This window comes from Vibrio sp. 397, assembly GCF_033339395.1.
GTDB lineage: Bacteria > Pseudomonadota > Gammaproteobacteria > Enterobacterales > Vibrionaceae > Vibrio > Vibrio alginolyticus.
In genome coordinates this window covers 26,947-47,163 of sequence record NZ_JAWOUN010000021.1, presented here as the reverse complement: position 1 = coordinate 47,163, position 20,217 = coordinate 26,947, and the positions used below count along the sequence as shown (strand labels likewise).

Below are 20,217 nucleotides of genomic sequence, written 5' to 3'. Positions count from 1 at the left end.
TAAAATTATTCACGTCATGAGGTCATCATAAATAGCAAGCAACACAACTCGCTTTGGATAACATAAATTATCAAAGCAAATTCAATAATGACGAAACATTCGACGTTTTAATTAAAATAAAATAAAGCATCGTAAAAGTTCAATCACCGCTACTTATATCTTATATAACTTGAAATTTGGTAATACCAATGAAGAAGGAAATATTAAAACTTATGAAAATTCAATTATCATTAGAACAAATGATTAATTAATTTTACCATATGAATAGAGAGTGCAATGGATTTAGGTGATCGCGATCAATGTTTCATTTCGATCGTACAACACTCTTCAGATTAATTAGAACATTATAATAATTTAAAAACCTTAGTTTGATTAGCCTAGCATCAGATTAGAATAGTAGGCCTATAATAAATAAAAAGGGAATCACTCTCTGTGATTCCCTTTTATTATCGAGCGATAAATCGCCGATGCGTTTCGATAACTAAAACGCAAACAATTCGCACTATTGCAGTTTCTCTATTCCCATATTGAACAGTGCAAAACTATAAATATCTGCATTTGTCTCAATTATTTTACGCGTTGGTGTGCCTGCACCATGTCCTGCATTGGTTTCGATGCGAATTAAGGTCGGATTTGAACCCGCTTGCTTCGATTGCAACTCAGCAGCAAATTTGTATGAGTGAGCAGGAACAACACGGTCATCATGATCACCGGTTGTAATCAATGTTGCTGGGTATTCCACCCCTGCTTTTACATTGTGCACCGGCGAATAACTTTTCAGATATTGGAACATCTCTTTACTTTGCTCTGCCGTGCCGTAGTCATACGCCCAACCAGCACCTGCGGTAAAAGTATGGTAACGCAGCATATCCAGTACGCCGACTGCTGGCAGCGCCACTTTAAACAGCTCTGGACGTTGCGTCATAACGGCCCCTACTAACAAGCCACCATTCGATCCACCGTTAATGGCTAACTTGTTTGATGACGTTACCTTTTCATCAATTAGGAATTCAGCCGCAGCAATAAAGTCATCAAACACATTTTGCTTTTGCATTTGAATGCCAGCGTTGTGCCATTCTTTGCCATATTCCCCACCACCACGAATGTTCGCTACCGCGTAAACACCACCAAGCTCTAACCAAGCCGCACGTGTCGGACTAAAAGATGGCGTGAGGCTAATGTTGAAACCGCCATAACCATATAGGATGGTTGGTGCACTGCCGTCCATCGGTGTCCCTTTTTTATAGGTGATGATCATCGGCACTTTTGTTCCGTCTTTTGAGGTGTAAAACACCTGGCGAGATTCATACAAAACAGGGTCAAATGGCGCTTTAGATTTGTAGTACACCTCGCTATCACCGTCTTTGATGTTCAGACGATAGGTAGTGCTTGGCATCTTGTAGTTGGTGAAAGAATAGTAGACTTCGGTTTCTTCTTTTTTCCCTGAGAAACCGTATGCGCTGCCAATATCAGGCAATTTGATTTCTCGGATGAGTTTGCCGTTCATGTCGTATTGCTTCACCATTGAGATCGCATCAACAATATAGCTCGCAAACAAATTGCCACCCGCGGTAGAAACACGTAACACGTTCTTTGTTTCAGGAATCACATCTTTCCAGTTTTTGGGTTGCGGCTGACTTGCATCCACCGTCACGACGCGTTTGTTCGGCGCATTAAGGTTCGTAACCAAGTACAGTTTCGTGCCTTGGTTGTCTATCACCCAAGTATCAGAACTGGTGTTATCTAAAATGGTTTTCAGCGGGCTATTTGGCTTACTCAGGTCTTTGAAGAACAGTTTGTTGCCCGACGTCGATACGCTGGCTGAGATAAACAAGTAGCGTTCATCTTCCGACGTGTAACCCCCAACGTAGCGATACTTTTCGTCCTTTACACCACCGAAAATTAATTGGTCTTCACTTTGTTTCGTCCCTAGTTTATGAAAGTAGAGCTTGTGTTGGTCTGTCTTCGCGGAAAGTTCACTCCCTTTTGGCTTGTCATAACTTGAGTAATAGAAGCCTTGATTGCCGAGCCAACTGATGCCGCTGAACTTAATATCCACCAGCGTTTCGCCGACGGGCTTTTTGGTTTCTGTGTCTAACACAATGACTTTGCGCCAATCGCTACCGCCTTCCGAAATGCTGTATGCAACCAAAGAACCATCACGTGAAAAGCTCACTCCCGCTAACGATGTGGTGCCATCTTCACTAAAAGTATTTGGATCGAGGAAAATTTCTGCTTCGCCATCACCTAACTGCCGATAAAGCACATCTTGGTTTTGTAGCCCGTCATTTTTGTAGAAATAAGTGAACTTACCCTCTTTGAACGGTTGGCTTTGCTTTTCGTAGTCCATGAGCTTAGTGATGCGCTCTTCAATCTGCTCGCGGTAAGGGATTTTCGACAGATAATCAAACGTCACTGCATTTTGTGCCTTAACCCATTCTGCGGTTTCTGGGCTGAGATCGTCTTCCAACCAGCGATAAGGATCACTCACTTTTGTACCAAAGTAGCCATCGACAACATCCACTTTTTGTGTGGTTGGATACGTGATGGTTTTCGGGGTTACCTGTTCAACCGACGATTGCGCCGCTTCATTTGCATACGCCACAGACAACACACTTCCGAGTGCGAGAGCCGTTGTGAGTGCTAGGGTGTTCTTTTTCATGAAATTCCTTTTTATTTTTCTGTTGTCTTTTTGTGCAATACATCAGAACTCTACTATATATCGACAAAATGAATCTAATTTCACTAAACGAGTTGTGAAAGCCATCCTAACTCCCTCATTTCCTTCCAGTTCTACAAACTAGTAAGTGGAAGTGTAGAACTTGGGAACAATACTGAAGAGCTACGATGGCGTTTACTCTATTTCGTCTAAGTCAGCTCGATTTGGCGCAAAACCCCAGACTCAGAAGCGAAATCTTGGTCGTGACTAATCAGAACAAATCCACCTTTGTATACATTTAACGCCTGACTAAGCATTATTTTTGACTCGAGGTCGAGATGGTTATCTGGTTCATCAAGCAGCAGCAAAGGCTGAGAATTTTGGTGGCTGACTATCAGCATCGCGAGCTTCATCTTCTCGCCACCGCTCAGTAGGCGCCCCAATCGAAACACTGCATCTCGACGAAAACCGATCCCGGCCAATAAGGTCCTCGCTTCACTTTCCGTCATCTCTTGGCAGCTCTCCATTACGTTCTCAAGTAACGAAAGATTTGGATTCACTGCACCAAAATGTTGGTCGAGATAATACAAAGGCGTATTCACTTGCAACTCACCACTCTGCAACGATAACTCGCCAAGCAACGTCTTTAACAAGGTTGATTTTCCGCAGCCATTTCTCCCTTTGAGATGGACTTTGTCGTTCGCAAAAATCTGCAACGTGATAGGCGTAGAATTCCCAAAAGGTAATATACCTTCTTGTATCGACAACACTTTTCGCGAACGGTTCGGATTATCTGTAAGATAAAGCTTTTGCGCCTTGAGTTGCTCATGTCGCGATTGCAACGCCTGTTCTTTGGCTTGTAAATGCGCTTGTCTGAGTTGCTCATTCTTATTGCGATTTGAAGCGCTGGCGGTCGCGCTATCCTTTTTTCCATCAAGCAAAATTTTGGGCTGACTGCCGTCTTTGCGCAGTTTGTTCCCTTGCGCGGCGCGTTGGTCTGCTTTTTCGCGATTTTTCTGGGCTTGCTCGGCTAACCGTTTTTTCTGTTTATCGACTTGCGCTAACTGCCTCTCGACCGCTTGCAGTTCAGTGCGTTTTTTCTCGGCGTACACATCGTAATTTCCACCAAAAACTTGTAAGCCTAGGCCCGATAGTTCCCAAATTTCCTCCATCTCTCGTAGCAGCTCACGATCGTGACTGATGAGTAAAATCGCGCCACCGAAATGCCTCATAGACTCTATCAGCCATTGTTTCGCCTCGGTATCGAGGTGATTGGATGGCTCATCAAGAATCAAAAGCTCCGTTTCGTTTTCAAACAACTGCCATAACTGCAAACGTGCCAACTGACCACCACTGAGCCGAGCACAAGAGAAATCAGGGTCTTGCGGCAAGCCCATCGCAGCAAGCTGCTGTTTGAGTTTCTGTTCAATATCCCACTGTTCGCCAACCAGTTCGAACCAATGCTCAGAAACATCACCTTGTTCAATCTGCTTCAAAGCATGTAAGACCGAGTCTGTTCCCAGAAACTGGGCGATCGATTGCTGGCCTGAAAGCAGATCAGACGGCTGCTGGCGATACATCATGAAAGAAGAGGGAGAAGTCACAACACCGCTGGCAGGCTGAGTTTCTCCCGCCAAAATGGAAGCCAAAAGCGACTTACCGATGCCATTGCGCCCAACCAAACCAACACGTCGTTTAGTCATGGAACAAGAAATAGACTGAAATAGCGTCTCGCCATTATCAAACTGATGGCTAACATTAAAAGCTTGTAAAACCGGCATAATTTGCCTCCTGTATGACAGGGACAACAGCCGTAGCTATGATTTGAAATTGCAACAAAACGCGTGCAAAAACGCATTAAGCTCTATGTAAAGTTCGACGATATACGTCAAATCAAAAAGTCGTCTTGTTGCAAAGAAATATCGGAAAGTGAGCTACGCCTACTAACCCTGCAGATCCAAAAAATAAGTAAAAATATGGATGACAGGTTTAGTTCTTCATGTTGGCGTAATCTCCTAGAGAAATGATGCGCAGAGTGTAGTCGCTTTTTTGTTCAAAAAGCAAGCTTTCTAACCAAATGCGAACAAAAAGAAAGTTTCACAGTAAGTTGTTATATCACATTAACTTTTTAACAAGTCTTTGAACAATTTCGAGATCTTAGCAACACAATTTTTATCCAAGCCATACTATGCTTAGGGTAAAGATAATCCACATAAGGGCGTGGTTATGAAATACAAACATATCCTTGTTGCACTCGAACTGTCAGATGAAAGCACCGTGCTTATCGACAGAGCGGTATCAATGGCAAACTATCTCGACTCCGATATCTCCTTTATTCATATTGATGGTACGCACGGAGAAATCTATCGTGAGCTTGTAGACATTAAAGAAAACCCGGATCAAAGGCCGTTGAATGAGCATTCAATGGAATGTTTAAAAACATTTAGTGATTACATGGATTACCCACTTAAACATTTCTTCGTAGGTACTGGCGACTTGGCTGATAAATTAGAGGTCACCATTAAAGAGCAAGAAGTGGATCTTCTGATTTGTGGTCACCACCAAGATTTCTGGAGCAAGATTATTTCTTACTCCAGACACTTAATTAACAAGTCACCGGTGGATATTCTAGTCGTCCCTATTCATGATTAGTAAAACGTAACGCTTCCCAAAACCACCAATTTATTTGGTGGTTTTTTATTGATATTGAAACAGCTTAAACAGTTTTCCAAACTAGCTTGGCGATCATTTATGAGTTACATTTTCTAACCAACCCGCGCTCCTACTGGGCATGGTTATTTAGATAGCAAGGATCCCTATGGCAAATAAAAAAGTACTCATTCTCTTTGCTCATCCTTCCCAGCATCGTTCAGAAGTGAATACTCCACTTTTCAAAGAAGCTCAAAAAATTGAAGGCGTGACATGTGTTGATCTCTATGGCGAATACCCTCGTTTCGATATTAATATCGACCGTGAGCAGCAACGCCTACGTGAGCATGACGTGGTGATTTTCCAATTCCCACTATATTGGTATTCAACGCCTGCAATTTTAAAAGAGTGGCAAGATCTGGTTTTGGAATATGGCTTTGCTTACGGTACAGATGGCACAGCACTGCAAGGTAAGACCATGCTTTGTGTGCTGTCTGCAGGGGGTAAAGAAGAAGCTTATAAGGCAGAGGGCTACAACCACTTTACGATTCGTCAACTGCTTGCGCCTATTGAACAAATGTCCGCACTGACAGGCATGAACTACATTGCCCCTCTCGCGATGTTTGGCGCACGTACAGCAGATGAAGAAGGGCGAATCCCTCGTCATGTTGAGCGGTACAAGAGCCTGCTAACAGCTTTAGTCGAAGATAGGTTGGATGTTGAAGCTGCGGCGTCATTAATCAAGCTTAACAGCGCATTGCCAGAGCTCATTAAGGAGGCTTCATGACAGGGATATTCTTACAAGCCTTCGTATATTTGATTGCTGCTGTAATTGCAGTCCCACTTGCTAAGCGTTTGGGACTTGGGTCCGTTTTAGGCTATCTCATCGCAGGTGTGGTCATTGGCCCAATTATCGGTTTAGTCGGTGAAGAAACAACAACAATCCAGCACTTTGCCGAGTTTGGCGTGGTGATGATGCTGTTTCTCGTTGGCTTAGAGCTCGAACCCAAAATGTTGTGGGCAATGCGCAATCGCTTAATGGGCTTAGGAGGTCTGCAAGTCGGCGGTACCGTCGCGGCGATTATGGGTATTGCCTTGTATTTTGACCAGCCTTGGACCATAGCCTTAGCCATAGGTTTGATCTTCGCCCTCTCTTCTACTGCGATTGTTTTGCAAACTTTTAGCGAAAAAGGATTAACGAAGACGGAAGGTGGACAAAACGCTTTCTCCGTGTTGCTTTTTCAAGATATTGCAGTGATACCAATGTTGGCGTTCATTCCTCTATTGGCCTTACCTGAATTAATTGAACAGGCACAGTCCGCGGCTCAAACAGCCGCAGCGCACCATGAAGAATTAAGCCTCGTTGCGGGGTTGCCCGGCTGGGCATACGGCATCGTAATCACAGCATCGATTGCAATCGTCGTCGTTGGTGGACACTTTTTAAGTCGACCTCTGCTCAATTATGTGGCTAGCTCTGGTTTGCGAGAAATCTTTACCGCAACTGCACTCATGCTGGTCATTGGTATCGCTGCGCTGATGAGCTTAGTGGGCTTATCTCCTGCCTTAGGAACCTTCTTGGCTGGCGTTGTATTGGCGAACAGTGAATTCCGCCACGAGTTAGAATCCAACATCGAACCATTTAAAGGCCTATTGTTAGGTCTGTTCTTTATTACCGTTGGCGCAGGGATCAACTTCTCGGTCCTTTTTGGTGATTTCTGGTTGGTCATGGCATTGACCATTGGCGTGATGGTTTTGAAAGCCTTGGTGCTGTTTATTCTTGCACTGATATTTAGGGTGAAAGGCAGCAACCGCTGGCTGTTTACCCTAAGCTTGGCTCAAGCAGGTGAATTCGGCTTTGTGCTTCTAAGCTTTTCAGTGCAAAACCACGTCATCCCATTTGAACTTTCACAAACTCTTGCGTTAGTGGTTGCGATTTCGATGTTCCTGACACCAGGTTTGTTTATTCTGTTTGATAGAGTGATTCTGCCGCGCTTTGAAAGCCAGTCAAATGAACGCGAAAGCGATACGATTGAGGAAACAGGCACGGTGATCATCGCCGGCATCGGCCGCTTTGGACAAATAGTGAATCGCCTATTGGTATCAAACGGCGTGACTACCGTGGTACTTGACCATCAATCTGACCAAGTCGATAACATGCGCCAGATTGGCACTCGCGCCTATTTTGGCGACGCGACTCGACCAGATATGCTACATACAGCCGGCATTGAGCACGCCGCTGCGTTGGTTGTGGCGATTGATAACCAAGAATCGAGTGTAGAACTGGTGAAGTACGTTAAGCACACGTACCCAAAAGTAACAGTGATTGCACGTGCCTTTGACCGTGGACATGGCTATCTTTTGCGTCAAGCGGGAGCTGATATTATTGAATCAGAGACCTACCATTCTGCATTGGAGATGGGCGGTCACACAATGAAAGCCCTTGGCATTCACCCCTTCTTTGTTGAACAACAGAAGGCGACATATAAGCGTGTTGAAGCACGTAAGTCAGAAATACTCTACAAAGCTTGGGAAGATGATTCTGAAGGTGAACGCTATGACAACAATTTCCGACAACTGTTTATTCAGTTAGAGGAGAAAATGGCGGAAGAGATGCAAAAAGATCGTCATGACAAACTATCGCGGTCAGAACGTGGTTGGACACCGCCACCTAAAGGTTACGCCGATGACTTTAATGAAGATAACGTCCAAGAGCTAACACCACCAAGAGAAGAGCCTATCCAACGATAACGCACTCCATATTAAAAACCTCCCGCTTGGGAGGTTTTTATTTTTTCAGTACAGAGCCACACGCCGTGCAGGATAAAATGATCTTCTCGATATTACATAAGATCATTCATTAAAATCTCATACTCTTCGTTTGCTTCTTCCACTAAATGAGAAAGCTCTAACGCATCAGTAACTGCAAGATTGAACTGCCACGGAGTTGTGTCTTCTTTACCACAGATTCGAGTTTCACACCCACGACTCTCAAAAGACAAATCATCAAACTCTGTGGTGTGGCGCTCTTGAAGTTCAACAATCTCAACTTCTAATTTACCGACAGGATTGACTTTAACGTGGGCATGTAACTCCGAACTGTTAGACAAACAATAATCTCTATGAACCGCAATCATGGCCGCCTCCTTGGTCTGCCAACTGACAACTCAACATTGAGTGTAGACGAGGGATTTTGAACGTGGCGTGAAATAATAATGAAGATTGATCTGTCTCATTAGAACAGACAACTGTTGTCATGAAGGCATGAGCCAGTATGAATCTCATCTGATTTAAATTGTTCTGAGATCGTAATAGTTGGCATTTACTGAGACTTTCCCTATTATCGAAACAAAATTACTGTGGTCATTCTTTAGAGGTCAGTATGGAGCTTGAAGCCGTTGCTAAAGCACTAAAAGAGTTAGGGCATCCGACTCGTTTAAGTATTTACAAAGAAGTCGTCAAAGCGGGATACAAAGGTATCGCGGTAGGCGGTGTACAAGAAAAGCTTGGCATTCCAGCATCCACTCTCTCTCATCATATCTCTAGCCTTGCTTCAGCCGGTCTTCTCACCCAGCGCCGTGAGGGTAGAACCCTTTTTTGTGTTGCAGAATATCAGTGCTTAGATGACGTAATTGGTTTTTTAAAAGCAGAATGTTGCGTTAACGAGTGCTCATAAATTTCTAGCAAAAACGAGAGAGTTTGAGTTTATATTGAATTTCAGCAGAACGTGAATGACGATGAAAAACATACACACCGAAGTTGCTAAGCTCGGTGTGTACATCTTCTAGTTCGCGACAAGTAACATCGACGACTTAGATGGTACGATTAACTTACCGTCAGTTGGAATGATTTGTTCTGTCATCAAATCAACCCAATTGCCATCCGTTTTTAATGTCAAAGACTGTTGACGCTGTGATTTATTAAGCACCACAATACCTTTGTCACCTCGCTTAAGTACGAGCATGTCATCGTTACCTTCAAGAACACTCATCGGCTCGCCATGCGTCATATTATGGAACTGGATCATTTTTGCCATTCTCGGGTCGCTCCATGCACCTTGCCACCTTGGCTGACCATTTTTACCTTTAATACCGCTGGTGTTTAAGTCGGTATAAATCAACGGCACACCGCCATCTCGGCCTAGAATATAGGCATAAGCTAACCATTCGTTTTCCTCGTCCATGATGAGATCAAGAAAGACATCATTGTTAGGAATATCATGTGTGATAGCAAATGTAATCGCACGACCGGGGGACAAAGCCTGACCAAAACAATAGGGATCAATCAGAGACTTGAAGCTGCCCTTTTTAGCAAACGCCTTAAACATGGTTGAGAACAAAGGGAAATCGTACGCACCTAGGCGAGTTTCCTGTAGATACGGCTCAAGAAACAGCTGATACTCTTCTTCCGTCGCACCGCCATCGGTAATAATTTCACCAAATATATGCACATCCCGCGTGATGTCGTCTGTCCAAACACGCTTAAGATGCTCTAACGTCATGTGTTTCGCAGCGTCAATACGAAAACCTTTCACACCAATAGCTTTCAGCGCCTTTAGGTACGCTCGCTGCTGCTCAACGACATGGTCACAAACACGAAGAGTTGGCAAGCCAGGATCGGTTGGCCCACCTGTGATACGTCCGTTTTGAACCTGCCACTTATCTTTCCAGTCTTTGATGCCGAATGCTTCAACAAAGTCCTCTTCATCAAAAAGTGGTTGAGATAGATCGCCAAACAACGCTAGCGACTGATATTTCTGTTTGTTGTTCTGGTATTCCTCCAAGACCTCTTGTCTTGGGTACTGAAGGTCTCTGCGAAGGTGGGCCTCATTTGCCATATGGTTAAACACTACGTCGGCATAAACCCACACACCAACTTGCTCCAGTTCACGAACCATATGAATAAAATCTTTGGTATCACCCAAAGCATTATCGATAACACGATAATCTTGTGGTTGATAACGCTGCCACCAGCGCTCATCGTGTGCGCTTTTCATTGGTGGCGAAACCAACACAGAGCCATAACCAAGCTCGCGGATTTCTTTTGCTCGTTGGGCAATGTCAGCATACTTCCAATCAAACGCATGTAAGATAACGTTTGCACCGAATGATTGTGTTTCCTGTGAGCCACTCATGTTGTTCTCCTGCTCGTTTCCACTCACGATTACTTGTTTGCATTTTTTTGTGAGTGAATTCAATAATCGAAATTATAAAAGCTATTCATCAGAGGCACTCACCCTTTTAGCACTAACTCAAGGCTGAAATCGAAGGCGTAGCGACTCATCCATTGCACAGCGATAAATCGTTCTGAGTGAATAACGGGCACACGACATACAACCCGAACAGACCAACATAAAACTAAGGCATTGTTTTGATTAACAAAAACTTAAATTTAAAAAGATAGAACATAAGACCTATGTACGCCCTAAAATAGGCCCAAAGGATAAAAATAGCCAAGCCAACCCGTTGAGTAATCAATTGTTAATAAAACGAAACTGGCAGATGGATCACGTTTGGCGCGTTTCAAAAATCCAGTAAATCACCATACCTAGCGTTAAAAGACTAAAGATTTCTGTTTGTATCTGTCCCGAAATGACTTCAAAATGCGAAACTTAGCTTATCTCTATGGGGTATGCTCTACCTTGGAGGATAATAATGAATATCAAAGAATTTTCTGACCTCGTCGGGCTATCTGCTCATACACTTCGATACTATGAAAAAATCGGTTTACTTAAACATGTCCATAGAAACGCGAGTGGACATCGAATGTATAGTTCGAAAGATCTAAACTGGATAAGCTTTGTTAAGCGTTTAAAAGAAACTGCAATGCCACTTGAAGAGATTCTAGAGTATGCCAAATTAAGGGAAGTCGGCTCTCAATCTGTACCACAACGTCAAGCCCTGTTAGAACAACACCAAGAAAACCTCAAACGCCACATTGAGCAACAGAAAAAGCACTTATCGGCTCTAGAAGAAAAAATTGCCTTGTATACAAGTGGAAAAGTTCGTTGACTTAGAGTTAACTCTAACGATTAAGGTGTGTTTACATTTATTCACTAGGAACATACCGATGGAACAATCGCGCTTTAACAAAGGATTAGAACTACTCTCTCAAATTGATGGCGACGCTGGTCATAATGTCATCGAAAGCTTACAAGATATTTGTCCAGATTTAACTCAGTACACCATTGAGTATCCGTTTGGCGATATTTATGCTCGCCCGGGCTTAGACCTAAAATCGAGAGAAATCGCAACCGTCGCCGCGCTAACGGCAATGGGGAATTGCGCGCCGCAACTAAAAGTGCACTTAAATGCAGCGCTGAATGTAGGCTGCAGCGAGGATGAGATTAAAGAGATCATTTTGCAGATGTCCGTCTACGCAGGGTTTCCCACGGCATTAAACGGCATGTTTGCATTCAAAGAAGTGCTAGCGGAAAGAGCAGAGTAATAACAACGTTGAAATCAATTTAACCGCAATTAAAAACGGCCCTTGGGGATCGGGCCGTGATTAAAACAACGAGTGAATTAGCGCTCAGGAGTTTCAAGCAGTTTAACTGCGCAATCTACCGCGTTGTTAATGCCTTGACTGCTCTCCAACTTACCTGAACTTGCAGGACCAAGGGCACAAGAATACAAAGCCAGCTGCTTATCGAACGGCAGATCCAACTGTTCATAGAGATTTTGTCGGATTCTTGCATGTTGTTCTGGTTCTTGGTTAGCAAGGCTAATCAACGTTTCATAAATAAGCGTTTTCATGTCTTTCCCTTTTCACTTTATTGCACGGGGTGCATATATATTGTATCCATTTGGGAAGCACAAATCAGAAGCTAGGTCACAGAACGCGTCGCTAAAAAAGTTTATGTACGCGGTAAATTGCAATACAAACCTAAAGCCGTTTAGAAAAAGGGCAACTGATAACTCGATAAACCAGCCGATTAACTAGCATTCGCCGCTGTTTGTTCATAATCGTGTCCGATATAAACAAAAACGCCGCTGTATCAGCGACGTTTTATCTCGACTTTAGTTAATCGAATTTTTAGTTGAAGTGCACTAGCATTTCAACGTCATCGCCTTGCTCTGGAGCCTGAAGAGCGAAGTGCACGTACCCTACTTCAGTAACAGGAATCGCAAGGTATTCATTGCTGCCTGCATAGTTGGACGCATACTCGTGCTGCTCTACTGTAGGCCAATGCTCCCTACTCGCGTATAGATCGACATTACCAGTTTGAGAGTGGGCCGTTAGCCATACACGAACCTCTTCAACACCTTCAGGCACATAAACTGCTGCATAACGCTGCTTGTGAACGGTAAGCATTTTGGCTTCACCAGACTCTAATACCACAGGTGCTAAATCATCTTGCACTTGGGTTGGCGGTGTTTGCGCTTCCACTTCTAACGCAGCCACAAGATTCACTGAGTCATAGCTATCACGTCCAGTTAAGCTGATGTAGTAACGACCCGCTTTAACGTAACCATCTTGCTCTGGTTCAAACACAATCTCTTCATTGCTGCCATCAGCATAATGACTCATTTCGAAATCATAGTAATGCGCGACTTTGTTGTAGCTCATGTAAAGATCCGCATCACCCGCACCCTCAATAGATACATTGAAGTTAACGGTGTTGGCTGGAACATCAACGTAGAACAGTTTTTCGCTGTATGCTTCGCCACTGAGCTGAAGGCTTTGGTTCGCCGTCAATTCAGTCACTTGTGCTTCAGGGCTTGTTGGTTCTGTTGGCTCTTCTGGGTCTGTATCAGGTTGCTCAGGTTCCACTTTTAATGTGTCCAACCAACGTTCAAACTCAGCATCGTATTGTTGACCTAAAGACGTCACCTGCTGTGCCCATTGTTCGAACTGGCCAGAGCGCGACAATGCCAACAAGCTTTCGACGTCTTGTGGATGATTTTCTAACATGAATCGAACAGCTAGATAACCCCAACGATAGATACGATTGGTATCGTGAGAGTACGTGGTATCAAACACAGTGGAAAGGCTCAGTTTACCATCTGCAATCAGCTCAATCGCAGCTTGGTAACCTTGCTTGTAATGCATGTATTCAGCAAAACCTTCTAGCCACCAAACAATATGACCATGAGCCAAGTTATCGCTGAACGAACCGTATTGGTTAAATCGTGCATCTAAATAGTGCGTGTATTCATGTTCTAGGTTCAAGATAGAGAGATCTTCACCATTCGCGTAGCGATAAGCGACGAAACGCGCAGTATTGTCCGCTTTTGAAGGGTCACCTTCTAGGTACTGACCACCGTTGTCCGTTGTATTACCAAATAGGAATGAAGAGTAATCAACGTAACTAGTGTTACTCGCGAATACCGCCACTTCAACACGATCATTCAAATCATCAGCGACAGGTTGATTACCCGTATTCGCAACTCGATGGAAGTCGGCTTCTTTTGCCGCTAGCACTTCACACGCTTTCGCTGCTTGAGCATCGGTCAGATCCTCAGAGCGAATAATGGCAGGTCCCTGACATTCAAAACGATTTGGCATTACACGTGCAGCTAAATCTTGCTTGGCTTGCTCAATATTCAGACCATTTAGGCCTTCTGGTGCGTAGTAGCTCATCATTTCAACGGCAGCAAGCCATAGTTTGTCATGCTCACTACCCAGTGGATAACGCTGCATCACCTGTTGCATTACTGCCAATGCTTTGCGTTTGGTCTCCTGATCTGGGCTCGCGAGCAAACGACCAGTTTCACGTAATGCATTGAAAACGATAAAGCTTGCATCCGTATCTAATGCCCAAGCATTATCAGATGCGAATTTCACCAACGTATCAATATGGTGTGTATTGTTTGCCATGTATCGGTAGAACGCATCGTTCGCCGCATGGCCTGCCATAGAGCGGAACAAGTTGTTTAAACCATCGACCCATTGCGTGTCCTGCGCGGTTTCACGATTAAAGTGCATCAACGCGGCCATCATGCTATCCATGGTCAGCGGCAACTGCTTAACGTTATCAACCATCAAAGTCAGGCTCTTCATTGCACCAACTTGTTCACGACCTTGATCCAAAGCATGAGGGTTGTTTAGGAATAGGTTCGTCGACTGAGCAAAACGCTGACTCAACGCTTGCGAAAACTCAGGTGTACCAGTACCAGCGTTGTAGCGAACGTAGTAGGCCGCTCGAATAAATTCGCCTAGGTTCTCTAGAATACGAGCTTGATCTGCTTCACCACGATAGCGAGCGATTTCTTGATCCAGCGCGACTTGGATACGGCTTAGGCTCGCTTCACTATAGATATCATTCAGCGTTTCTGAAGGTGCTGAAAACCAAGCGTGGTAGCAATCATACTCAGCACCAGAAACGGCAGTAGCCAGATCTCGCGATTGTTGTAAATCAGCAACAGCACACTGATTTTGTGCAAAAGAGAAGCCAGACACACTCGCTAGCATACAAGCAAGCGCCAAACGATGGCGCGGGAAAAAACGGATATGAGACATAACAACACTCATTGATTATTAACATACATTGAGTGGGGATTTATATTCTTTACAGCTCAAACAGTGAAATCAGTGTCATAAAATTTATGAAACCGCTCCCAAAAATAGGTCTTTTACTCTAATTAAATGGGAGCAATCCCACTCCCAAAAAACTCACAATTATCAATAAAAACATTAATTTACCTTTTTCTAAATAACGACTTTATGAGGAAAATTGCCCTTAAACGCCCCCCTTAACTCTTCCAGATAGAGTTCACGACAATCAAAGGTTCTAAATTAAATTTTGATGCTTGATACCATCTATTTTTATTTGTGACTCATTCCCAATAAGTCATCGAGTGCATATCAAAAGGCTGGCATTAATGGTAAATTCTCCGCCAAATCAAACACATTTACTCCTCCAGTCATTGATGAGTGAATAAAGCAGATATTTGGCTAGGGATAATACATGTCACTTTGGGGATTTTTGGGAGCGGGGATTGCCTACTTCATGACAACGTTTGCCTTTGTTTTTGGTGGCATTTTTTGGTTATGTGCTGAAGGTAATACATTAAGAGAAACAAAGCGCCAATCATCAATAATGTCCGGGGTTATTGCTTGTACTATTGGAACTTGGGTGCTTGCTTTTGGTGTTTACGTTTACGGTTACTTTTGGGATAACTCTTCTCACTATTATTTTTATTTGCTCGCTCCATGGGGACTTGCCATTTTTGGGGTAAAACTTCGTAACCGCTGGGTTAAGCAATACGCGCGTGTAAAACACGCAAAAGAAGAACAGTGGCAAAAGCGCTGGCGAGAATTATTAGGGGAAGATACTGAAGAGCTTCCACCATATACACATGATTACGAGCTCTACTCGGGCATTTGGCAAGCCAATGAAGCGCTCCAAGAACAGTGTTTTGCAGCCCTTCCTCACGGGAAAGCAGTCTACGAGAGAGTGAAAGCCTTCCAAACGATGGCCTCCCCCGCTGGTGACATAAACAATCAAGTTTTGCTGAGTAAACTCGATCAACTAGAGGATGAAATCATTCAAGTTCTTGAGCAACACTCGCAAAAGAAAGTAAGCATTGAAACTGGCGCAGGTACTTTACACAAAGAGTCAAAACGCAATGTTTATCACCATGAGAATGGCCCAACAGAAGAGCAACTGTACGACTCAATCAACCTCCAACATGATTTGGATCGAGAGCTACGCAACATTATCTATGATCGGCTCGGTTACGATGGCGAAGATGAGTACTTTTTCCTCCAAGCGCCACTCGAAGAGCTTACCGAGAATGAAACCGCAATCAACTGGATGCTCTGGGGGTTAGTAAGCAACCATTTTGCTGTTGACCCATACCAAACGGCGTTGGATCTCAGCCTAATGAATGCGGAACCAAGATGGGGGCAAAATGAACGGTTTGTAATGATTACGGCTCAATAAACGCAAGTACTAAGTCTAATTTTAATACAACCTATTCTGAGACCACCCTCGCGTTGGTTAACTTAGCCAGTAAGCGGCCAACGCGATCGCGCATTTCACGTCTATCGACAATCATATCTAGCGCACCATGCGCTAGTAAAAATTCACTTCGCTGAAACTCGTCTGGTAACTTTTCACGTACCGTTTGCTCAATGACACGTCTTCCCGCAAAGCCAATACTTGCTTTAGGTTCACCAATATTGATGTCTCCTAACATGGCTAAACTCGCCGAGACGCCACCATAAGTTTGGTCCGTCAATACTGAGATATAGGGTAATCTGTGCTCAGATAAGTGGTTTAACGCGGCGCTGGTTTTTGACATTTGCATTAGTGCCACCAAAGACTCTTGCATGCGCGCCCCTCCGCAAGCGGAAAAACATACTAACCCAGATTTTGTATTAATTGCGCTTTCAACTGCTCGGACAAACTTCTCGCCAACCACTGCGCCCATCGAGCCTGCCATGAAAGAGAATTCGAATGCACACGCAACAACAGGCAGCCCCAATAACTTGCCCTCCATCACCACCAACGCATCTTTTTCTCCAGTCGTTTTCTGTGCTAAAGCAATTCGCTCTTTATATCGCTTTAAGTCTTTAAAACCCAAAATATCTTGTGGCTCCAACTCACTTGCCAACTCTTGTTGTGTTCCATGGTCCAGAAAAGAGATCAACCTTTGACGCGCAGCCATTCTCATGTGATATGAGCATTTAGGGCATACTTCCAAATTTTCTTTTAACGCGGCACGATAAAGTATTTGTTCACACTCAGGACACTTTGTCCAAACTCCCTCAGGGATAGACGCTTTGCGCGAACCTATTATATTTTTATTCTCAAATAACCGTTCTAACCAGCTCATAAATTCACCACTATTGATTACGTTCTAGCGCGATATTTCGTTGTTTGTTCGCTTAAACTTGTAAATAAGATTGTATGTAACTTAGTACAGGGATAAAGTGCGATATGCTGGCTTGATAATCCAATAAAGTGGGATAATGAAATGTTTGATAACGTTGACCAAATCTGGTTAAAAAGTTTTCACTGTGTTTATGAGAACAACAGCTTTAAGCGAGCCGCTGAGTGTTTGAATATACCAACATCAAATGTCAGCCGACACATTGCCCTGCTTGAAGAAAAGTTAAACATTAGGTTGTTCAATAGAACAACAAGGCGAATGACGCCTACCGAGGCTGGAGAAGAGCTCTATAGCAGCACTCGTCCGTTATTGGAGCAACTCAACGCCGCACTAGAAACGGTAACGCGCCACTCACACACGGTAACAGGGGAACTGCGAATTCTTATGCCAGACACACCTGTACTGGCCAAAGCGGTTGTCACCTTTTGCACGCAATACCCGTCAATCTCTTTGTCTTGCGATACAACGCTAAACCCTAAAGATGATGTTATTGACAGCTTTGATGTCATTTTGAGTTTTCATAGAGGGACTTTGTCAGACAGTAACTGGGTGGCGAGAGAGATAAAACGCTGGCCCAGTGCCATTTTAGCCGCGCCTCAACTAATTGAGAAATACGCCACCCCTTACAAAATTACGGATCTAAGTCATGTTCCCTGCATCACGACGCTTACCGCAGTAAATGGTGCACCATGGGTATTCAGAAACCCTGTTGGGGGCCATATTACTCAAACTGTGCAATCTTCATTCAAAGTAAACAGCGGTCATCTCGCCAGATATGGCGCGTTATCAGGGCTTGGATACGCAATATTGCCAATTGAGTCATGCCAAAATGAGATCAAAAATGGTGAGCTAGAAATCGTCACTCTAGAGTACGAACCTGAGGATTTAGTGCTTTACGCCTTTTACTCGTCTAGAAAACATGTAGCTAAGAAAATATCTATGTTTGTTGAACATTTAAAGCAAAACGCAAAACTTAACGCCTAGCTAAGCTTTACTCAACTAATTTATCGTATTCTGTTTTATCGTCTAGAAAGGACAAACACCGCTAAGCGATTTGAGACTCGATTTTTTCAAATAAAAAAGCCAGCAATTAACATTTACTGGCTTTTATTAAAGAGGGTCAGTTGGCGTTTAGATTCTAAACGCTCCTACGTGACGATCGAGTGTTCGCGATAGCTCCGCGAGTTGTTGACTTGATTCTTCTAGTTGCTCACTCGCCGTTAGCGCACTTTTCACTGAGTGGCTGACGGTATCCATGTTCATATTAATTTCGTTTGCTACCGTTGATTGCTGTTCTGTTGCGGTTGCTACTTGAGTATTGATATCTGAAATAGTCGTCACTTGTGCAGCTATTGCTTCTAAAGCCTGTCGAGCTAACTCGGTTTCTGCCGTTCCTTCTTCAATAAGAGTCTTACTATTGCTCATTGAATTCACCGCACTTTGAGCTTCAGTTTGTAGCTGGTGAATCATGTTGTCAATTTCATCGGTAGAATGAGCCGTTTTAGTCGCTAGGTTGCGAACTTCATCAGCTACGACTGCAAAACCTCGGCCGGCATCACCAGCGCGTGCAGCTTCGATAGCCGCATTGAGAGCCAATAGATTGGTTTGCTCCGAAATACCTCTAATAACCTCTAGAATACTACCAATCGACTGAGTATTTTCAGCAAGACTCACGATAATGTTGGAAGTGCTGTTCATCTCGTTTTCAAGATTAGTCATCGCCGTTTTGGTTCTTTCTAGCGTCGTGTAGCCATCTTGCGCTTCATTACTTGCTGCACTCGCAGCATTTGCCGCTCCGGCAGCATTGGAGGCAATTTCATTGACCGTCGCAATCATTTCGTTCATGGATGTGACAACCAGCATGGTTTGCTCGTTCTGCTCTTGCCCTCTTGTGAGCGCTTGCTGAGATTGCCCACGCAAAGCGACAGCTGAACTATTAAGCTCCACACCAGTATTTACAACTTGTGTAATAATCTCATGTACTTTCCCAACAAAAACGTTGAAAGCAGAAGAAATTTGCGCGACTTCGTCATTACCTTTCGCTGGCAAACGAACGGTTAAGTCTCCGTCTCCTTTTGAGATGTCTTGTAGAGCGTCTTTAAGCGCAGAAAGCGGTCTCATCAGTTTATTTAGCAGAAGTGACAGAATCAAAACACACATAACGAAGATCGCCACCATAGAGATCAACTGGTAAGTAATAATTCCATTCGTCGCTTGGCTCACTTCGGTAATAGGAATACCAATATCAAAAGTACCGTATAACTGACCATCCACATAAATTGGTGCCATGATGTCAAACACCCATACTTTCTGGACATCGGCATACCACTTTGAGTACTGTTGAACACCTCTCGTCGCGCCTTCAACAGTATATTCATCGTTATAGGTTTTGTTCAGCTTGTGCTTATCACTGTGGGCTACTGCCGTTACGTTACGGTCAATTACAACGGCATAACTCACGTCTGAACGTTGTTTCAGCCCCTCAACAAGCGATTGTAAATCTTGCATTGGATTGGCTGAGTTCTCCAAAATATAACTCGCATTTCCCGCTAGAAACTCAGCTTGAACTTGGGATTTGTTTAAGATGATGTCATCGATTTTCTGACTCGAAATTAGGTACGTTGATGCCATACTCGCCACGACAGCAATACCAAACATGGCGCAGACTGCTAATAAGATGATTCTTTTCATTATAATTGTCTCAATACAATTCAATTGATGCTCATTAATCGAGCGCTAAGCCTTTCTTCTCCAAAACCAACCAAACTGCATTTTGGGTCTGTTTGGCAGAGCAAGACATAACTTTATAACTATGTATCTGCTTGGTTCCCGATTACTTTAGACAGAAGGAAAAAAAGTCTTCAAAACGTCACATTTCTACGAGGTTTGGCGAAGGGACGAGTACGCAAAAGGAAACGTTTGCATAGTTAAATTTAACTATGCGACCAAATTGGTATCGAACATTAAAGAAAAGACTTCTAATTAGCGTTTTGACCGTCGGGAGCGCTGTGGTCAGTGCTCCCGTTTTATCATTTAGTATCTCAGGTTCAGATATTAGAGCCACAATCGCAG

Annotated in this window: 16 protein-coding genes; 8 read left to right on the top strand and 8 right to left on the bottom strand. The window is 43.7% G+C overall.

Annotation, left to right across the window (positions count from 1 at the left end):
• Positions 1-502 precede the first annotated feature (502 nt).
• A complete protein-coding gene (locus R7P36_RS22075) occupies positions 503-2,662 on the bottom strand; it encodes a prolyl oligopeptidase family serine peptidase (RefSeq protein ID WP_213899140.1) in 2,160 nt (719 codons plus the stop codon).
• Positions 2,663-2,868: 206 nt separating this feature from the next.
• Positions 2,869-4,440, bottom strand: a complete 1,572-nt coding sequence (locus tag R7P36_RS22070) for an ATP-binding cassette domain-containing protein (protein ID WP_213899139.1) — start codon at positions 4,438-4,440, stop codon at positions 2,869-2,871.
• A gap of 445 nt (positions 4,441-4,885) precedes the next feature.
• Here R7P36_RS22070 and R7P36_RS22065 point away from each other — a divergent pair, with 445 nt between their 5' ends.
• The 3 genes from R7P36_RS22065 to R7P36_RS22055 all read left to right on the top strand — a co-directional run bounded on the left by R7P36_RS22065 (position 4,886) and on the right by R7P36_RS22055 (position 8,056).
• Entirely contained in the window at positions 4,886-5,311 is a 426-nt protein-coding gene (locus R7P36_RS22065) for a universal stress protein (RefSeq protein ID WP_005375398.1), read from the top strand.
• Between the two features lie 166 nt (positions 5,312-5,477).
• The gene (locus R7P36_RS22060; RefSeq protein WP_005375391.1) at positions 5,478-6,095 is read left to right on the top strand and encodes an NAD(P)H-dependent oxidoreductase; all 618 of its coding nucleotides are present in this window, start codon (positions 5,478-5,480) and stop codon (positions 6,093-6,095) included.
• Positions 6,092-8,056, top strand: a complete 1,965-nt coding sequence (locus tag R7P36_RS22055; RefSeq protein ID WP_005375390.1) for a monovalent cation:proton antiporter-2 (CPA2) family protein — start codon at positions 6,092-6,094, stop codon at positions 8,054-8,056. Before R7P36_RS22060 ends, R7P36_RS22055 begins: the two co-directional genes overlap by 4 nt.
• A gap of 92 nt (positions 8,057-8,148) precedes the next feature.
• Here R7P36_RS22055 and R7P36_RS22050 read toward each other — a convergent pair whose 3' ends face one another.
• On the bottom strand, positions 8,149-8,442 hold the full coding sequence (locus R7P36_RS22050; protein ID WP_005375389.1) for a hypothetical protein: 294 nt from the start codon (positions 8,440-8,442) through the stop codon (positions 8,149-8,151).
• Positions 8,443-8,687: 245 nt separating this feature from the next.
• Here R7P36_RS22050 and R7P36_RS22045 point away from each other — a divergent pair, with 245 nt between their 5' ends.
• Complete coding sequence (locus R7P36_RS22045; protein WP_005375388.1) at positions 8,688-8,981, top strand: ArsR/SmtB family transcription factor; 294 nt, start codon at positions 8,688-8,690, stop codon at positions 8,979-8,981.
• 108 nt (positions 8,982-9,089) lie between these two features.
• Here the strand turns inward: R7P36_RS22045 and R7P36_RS22040 are convergent, their stop codons facing one another.
• Entirely contained in the window at positions 9,090-10,439 is a 1,350-nt protein-coding gene (locus R7P36_RS22040; protein WP_005385092.1) for an alpha-amylase family protein, read from the bottom strand.
• Between the two features lie 520 nt (positions 10,440-10,959).
• On the opposite strand from R7P36_RS22040, the gene R7P36_RS22035 reads away from it, so the two are divergent.
• The gene (locus R7P36_RS22035) at positions 10,960-11,316 is read left to right on the top strand and encodes a MerR family transcriptional regulator (protein WP_017821530.1); all 357 of its coding nucleotides are present in this window, start codon (positions 10,960-10,962) and stop codon (positions 11,314-11,316) included.
• A gap of 58 nt (positions 11,317-11,374) precedes the next feature.
• Positions 11,375-11,752, top strand: coding sequence for a carboxymuconolactone decarboxylase family protein (locus tag R7P36_RS22030; protein WP_213899138.1), 378 nt, complete (start codon positions 11,375-11,377; stop codon positions 11,750-11,752).
• 77 nt (positions 11,753-11,829) lie between these two features.
• Here the strand turns inward: R7P36_RS22030 and R7P36_RS22025 are convergent, their stop codons facing one another.
• Together R7P36_RS22025 and R7P36_RS22020 are read right to left on the bottom strand one after the other, a co-directional pair.
• Positions 11,830-12,060 (bottom strand): PAS factor family protein, encoded by a 231-nt coding sequence (locus tag R7P36_RS22025; RefSeq protein WP_005375384.1) that lies wholly within the window; start codon positions 12,058-12,060, stop codon positions 11,830-11,832.
• A 280-nt stretch (positions 12,061-12,340) separates the two neighbouring features.
• Positions 12,341-14,767 carry a M9 family metallopeptidase gene (locus R7P36_RS22020; RefSeq protein ID WP_213899137.1) on the bottom strand — a complete coding sequence of 809 codons (2,427 nt, stop codon included), beginning with the start codon at positions 14,765-14,767 and terminating at the stop codon, positions 12,341-12,343.
• Positions 14,768-15,215: 448 nt separating this feature from the next.
• Between R7P36_RS22020 and R7P36_RS22015 the strand changes: the two genes are divergently transcribed.
• Positions 15,216-16,193 carry a hypothetical protein gene (locus R7P36_RS22015; protein WP_005375380.1) on the top strand — a complete coding sequence of 326 codons (978 nt, stop codon included), beginning with the start codon at positions 15,216-15,218 and terminating at the stop codon, positions 16,191-16,193.
• A gap of 31 nt (positions 16,194-16,224) precedes the next feature.
• Here R7P36_RS22015 and accD read toward each other — a convergent pair whose 3' ends face one another.
• The gene (gene accD, locus R7P36_RS22010) at positions 16,225-17,088 is read right to left on the bottom strand and encodes an acetyl-CoA carboxylase, carboxyltransferase subunit beta (protein WP_017821534.1); all 864 of its coding nucleotides are present in this window, start codon (positions 17,086-17,088) and stop codon (positions 16,225-16,227) included.
• 141 nt (positions 17,089-17,229) lie between these two features.
• Here accD and R7P36_RS22005 point away from each other — a divergent pair, with 141 nt between their 5' ends.
• On the top strand, positions 17,230-18,129 hold the full coding sequence (locus R7P36_RS22005) for a LysR family transcriptional regulator (RefSeq protein WP_005385088.1): 900 nt from the start codon (positions 17,230-17,232) through the stop codon (positions 18,127-18,129).
• Positions 18,130-18,276: 147 nt separating this feature from the next.
• Here R7P36_RS22005 and R7P36_RS22000 read toward each other — a convergent pair whose 3' ends face one another.
• Complete coding sequence (locus R7P36_RS22000) at positions 18,277-19,836, bottom strand: methyl-accepting chemotaxis protein (RefSeq protein WP_017635256.1); 1,560 nt, start codon at positions 19,834-19,836, stop codon at positions 18,277-18,279.
• Positions 19,837-20,217: the final 381 nt, after the last annotated feature.